Genomic DNA, 4,328 nt, shown 5'->3' on the forward strand with positions numbered 1-4,328 from the left:
GCCTCAGCTAGCTCCGCGAACCGCCGATCCGCCTCCGCCCGATAAACCAAGAACTCCTGCCGATGGGCAGCAAACTCCTCATAATGCCGCCGCTGCGCCTCCGCCAGGGCCGCCACCGCCTCCTCCAACCGCCCCACCCGCTCCTCCGTCCGCCGCTGCGCCTCAGCTAGCTCCGCGAACCGCCGATCCGCCTCCGCCCGATAAACCAAGAACTCCTGCCGATGGGCAGCAAACTCCTCATAATGCCGCCGCTGCGCCTCCGCCAGGGCGTCCACCTTAGCCGCTAGGCCTCGCATGATTTCCGGTAAAGTGAGGAGCTCCTCCGTCAGCACCAGCCGCCGCAATTCGGTTCGCCACTCGGGATGGGCTTCCAGAATCCGAATCAGATCGCGGAATTCTTTAACCGTGAACGCCATATACATCTCCATTATCTTTTATTCTCGCCATAATTATACTTGGTCTTCGGGCGAATTTGGATCAGTCTCTTTAGAGGGCAGTGATTCAACCACCGCCTGGTGAACAGGAAGTTGGCCCAACAGGCCACATAGAGGCCCGATCGTTACGCCGCCCGGCGCAATTCCACCGGCTGACCCGATTCGGTGAGGAGGAGTGGCATCTCTTGTCCTCGGATAGCCTCGGCGGTGACGATGCAGCGGCGGATCTGGGGATGAGAGGGGATCTCATACATGACATCCATCAACGTCCGCTCCAGGATCGACCGCAGGGCCCGCGCGCCCGTCCCCAGGCGCAGAGCCTCCTCCGCGGCCGCCTCAATCGCGTCTGGCGTGAAGATCAGCTCCACATTATCCAAGGCGAACAACCGCTGGAACTGCTTCACCAGGGCGTTGCGCGGCCGTGTGAGCACCGCCTTCAACGCCTCCCGATCCAGCGGGTCCACCGGGATCACCACCGGCAACCGTCCCACCAGCTCGGGGATCAGCCCGAACCGGACGAGATCATCCGGAGTGACCTGCTGCAACAGCTCAGCTTCGGAGGGCGCAACCCGCCCGCGGGCTCTGGCCTCGCCCGCGAAACCGATGGCCCCCCGCAATCCCAAACGCCCGGCGATGATCTTGGAGAGCCCTTCGAAGGTGCCGCCGCAGATGAAAAGGATGTGGGTGGTGTTGATCTGAATGAAATCCTGATGGGGATGCTTGCGGCCGCCCTGGGGTGGGACATTGGCGATCGTGCCCTCGATGATTTTCAGCAGGGCCTGCTGGACGCCCTCGCCGGAGACATCGCGGGTGATGGAGGGGTTGTCCCCAGATTTACGGGCGATCTTATCGATCTCATCGATGTAAACAATGCCTTTTTCCGCCCGCGCCAGATCGTAATCCGCAGCCTGGATCAGCCGCAGGAGGATGTTCTCCACATCCTCCCCTACATAGCCCGCCTCTGTGAGCGAGGTGGCATCGGCGATGGCGAAGGGGACGTCGAGGAGACGGGCCAGGGTGCGCGCCAGCAAGGTCTTCCCACAACCTGTCGGGCCGATGAGGAGGATGTTGCTCTTCTCGATCTCCACATCCTCCCAGCGCCCCCCGCTGGCAATCCGCTTGTAGTGATTGTACACCGCCACTGATAGCACCCGCTTGGCGCGATCCTGACCCACTACATACTGGTCCAGATAGGCGTAGATCTCACGGGGGGAAGGGAGACGCTGGGGAAAAACCGGGGAGGGGCAGGCTTCCCTGCCCTCCCCGCGGAGCATGCGGTAGCTGGTTTCCACGCACTCCTCACAGATGTAAACCCCATCCGGGCCCGCCAAGAGCCGGCCCGTCTCGTCAGGGTCGCGCCGGCAAAAGGAGCAACGAGGGGCCTCCCTGCGCGCGCGTTGCATCCCCTTACTCCTTGCGGCCGTCCGGCGTGGTAACCGCCTGAGTCGGCAGCGGCGGGAGCTCTTTATGCGGCGGCGGCTTGAGGACTTCGTCGATGATCCCGTACTTCACCGCCTCCTCTGCCGACATGTAGTAGTCTCGATCGAAGTCATCGGCGATGCGCTCCACCGGCTGACCGGTGTGACGGGCCAGCAGCTCGAAGATCAGATTCTGCATCCGCATCAATTCCTTATACTGGATCTCGACATCCGGCGCGTAGCCATGGGCGCCGCCCCCCGCCGGATGCATATGAATCGTTGCGTGCGGCAGGGCGAAGCGACGGCCCTTCGTTCCAGCGGCCAGGAGCACTGTGGCCAGGCTGGCCGTCCAGCCCACCGCGATGGTGGAGATAGGGGCGCGCACCTGCTGCATCGTGTCGTAGATCGCCAGGCCAGGATAAATCAGCCCGCCGGGCGAGTTAATGTAAAGCCGGATCTCCTCCTCCGGGTCCTCCCGATCCAAATAGAGCAACTGAGCCACCACCAGGTTGGCCACCTGGTCCGTGATCGGCGTCCCCAGGAAGATGATCCGCTCCTTGAGGAGCAGCGAGTAGATGTCGTAAACCCGCTCGCCACGCCCCGTGTTCTCAATCACCATCGGGATCAGCATCTCCGGCAATCCTGCTCGGGCCATCGCCAGCCTCCTTTTTACATAACAGAAAGATAGGCACTCGAATCACACGTTGCTCTTTGTCTCTCTCAGAGCACAGGCGCTGAAGCGCCCTACTACGAACTCAGGCTTCGGTTTCTGGGGCCCTCGCCTCTTCCACCACTGGGGCGGCAGCCGCTTCCACCTCGCCCCGTGCAATGGCCGTCAGGCGCTCCAGCGCCTGGCGGGCCAGCAGCCGGGATCGAATGGACGATGAGATCTCGGGCTGGAGCTGCATCCAGGCCTCTTCAGAGACCTGGATGCGCTGACGCAGGGCCTGAGCCTCCTGCGCGACTGCCTCTTCTGGAACCGCGAGCCCCTCCTCCCGAGCCAGCTGGTAAAGGACCAAGCCCCGACGGATCCGTCGCTCGGCCTGAGGCCGAAACTCCTCCCGCAGTTCCTCCAGGGTCTGGTTCCGCTCCTTCAGATAGGTCTCCAGATCCCCTCCGCGCCGCTCAAGGCTGTTCTCTAGATCCCTCACCAGATCATCGATTTCCTCCTCCAGCATCTGGGGCGGGAATTCCACCTCAGCTTGATCGACCAGCGCCTCCAGGGCGCGCTCGGCGTATTCAGCATCGTATTGACGGCGCTTATGAGCAGCCAGGTCTTCCCGGATCTTCGCCTTCAAGTCTTCCAGGGTCTCGAAATCGCCAACCGTCTGAGCCAGGGCATCATCCAGATCCGGCAGCAAATATCGAGAGAGGCCGGTCAAGGTAGCCTCCACCTGCAGGACGCGGGCTTCATCTCCTGGCCAGGACAGCTCGAAGGCCCGTGTTTCGTTCAACGCCATGCCAAGGATCCGCTCCTCCAACCCCGGTAGCGGCGGTTTCTCCTGGCCCAGCACAAACGATAACTCATCCTCCAGGACAGTTTTCCCTTCTGCATCCGTCGCCCGCAACGCCACCGTGACCATCATCCCCGGCTCTGCGACACCCTCTGAAAGGGGCTCAATAATGGCGTTATCCCGCCGCAGCCGCTCCAGAACCTCCATCACTTCCTCTTCGGTTGGCTCCGGCGGCTCATAAGGCAGACGCAATGCGCGATAATCGCCCAGCCGGATCTCCGGCTTCAGCGGGACGATCACCCGGAAGGTTAAGGGTTCCGGATCGACCCGCTCCAGCCGACCCGGCCCATAGGGATCCAGACCCATCTGATCCAGGGCCTCCCGATAGACCTCCTGGCTCAGGGCTTCTACGGCCTCCTCGAAGATCACCTCCCGACCGAAGGTCCGGATCACGACTTCGTAGGGGGCTTTGCCCCGCCGGAAGCCTGGGATGTCGAATTGTTCAGCGAAGCGCCGGGCGACTTGACGCATCGCCTTCTCCACACGCTCCGGATCGACCTCGATGATGAGCGCCACCTGGCGCTGCGGAAGGATTTCCGTTGTGATCCGCACGGACTGTTTTCCTCCAGGCTCAGAGTCGCCAGCCTATCCCCCGATCGGAAGCGATCCGTTGAGCCCCTCCATAGGGATCCGCAAACCAGCGCCTCCCCGGGGGGTTCGAATCTTTTAATCGGTCACGTGGAATTATAACGGACCCATGAAGGCATCGCAACAAAAGACATCTATATAACTTGTGGCGCTGGTGGTGCCTTGTCCATTTTCGTTTTGGGGATATGCGGCGGAGGAACGGATGGCCCCGAATCCCTGAAGATCCCTAAGGAACAAATGGACAAAGCAGTAGCAGGCGAAATCGCCCTTCCCGGTAATCATCCCTTTCAGCAGTGACACGCTCCTGCAACCATTCAGCCTGGTCCTATTCGGTTCGGAGCTCCCGCGAAGAGGCGGAAGAGCCCCCCTTCCCC

General features: G+C 61.9%; 3 protein-coding genes and 1 pseudogene. All 4 read right to left on the reverse strand.

Annotation, left to right across the window (positions count from 1 at the left end; genetic code table 11):
• Window positions 1-416: pseudogene (locus ACFMO5_RS10830) on the reverse strand (hypothetical protein); the annotation flags it as partial.
• A gap of 143 nt (window positions 417-559) precedes the next feature.
• The gene (clpX, locus tag ACFMO5_RS10835; protein ID WP_376792767.1) at window positions 560-1,837 is read right to left on the reverse strand and encodes an ATP-dependent Clp protease ATP-binding subunit ClpX; all 1,278 of its coding nucleotides are present in this window, start codon (window positions 1,835-1,837) and stop codon (window positions 560-562) included.
• A gap of 4 nt (window positions 1,838-1,841) precedes the next feature.
• Complete coding sequence (locus ACFMO5_RS10840) at window positions 1,842-2,507, reverse strand: ClpP family protease (protein ID WP_376792768.1); 666 nt, start codon at window positions 2,505-2,507, stop codon at window positions 1,842-1,844.
• A 100-nt stretch (window positions 2,508-2,607) separates the two neighbouring features.
• A complete protein-coding gene (gene tig / locus ACFMO5_RS10845) occupies window positions 2,608-3,918 on the reverse strand; it encodes a trigger factor (protein WP_376792769.1) in 1,311 nt (436 codons plus the stop codon).
• Window positions 3,919-4,328 lie beyond the last annotated feature (410 nt).

Source organism: Thermoflexus sp. (assembly GCF_042408365.1).
In the GTDB taxonomy this organism is placed as follows: domain Bacteria; phylum Chloroflexota; class Anaerolineae; order Thermoflexales; family Thermoflexaceae; genus Thermoflexus.

What these genes read in the sequence shown, in the direction of transcription:
- clpX (WP_376792767.1), bottom strand. Translation starts at nt 1,837, where the DNA reads ATGCAACGCGCGCGCAGGGAGGCCCCTCGTTGCTCCTTTTGCCGGCGC.
- ACFMO5_RS10840 (WP_376792768.1), bottom strand. Translation starts at nt 2,507, where the DNA reads ATGGCCCGAGCAGGATTGCCGGAGATGCTGATCCCGATGGTGATTGAG.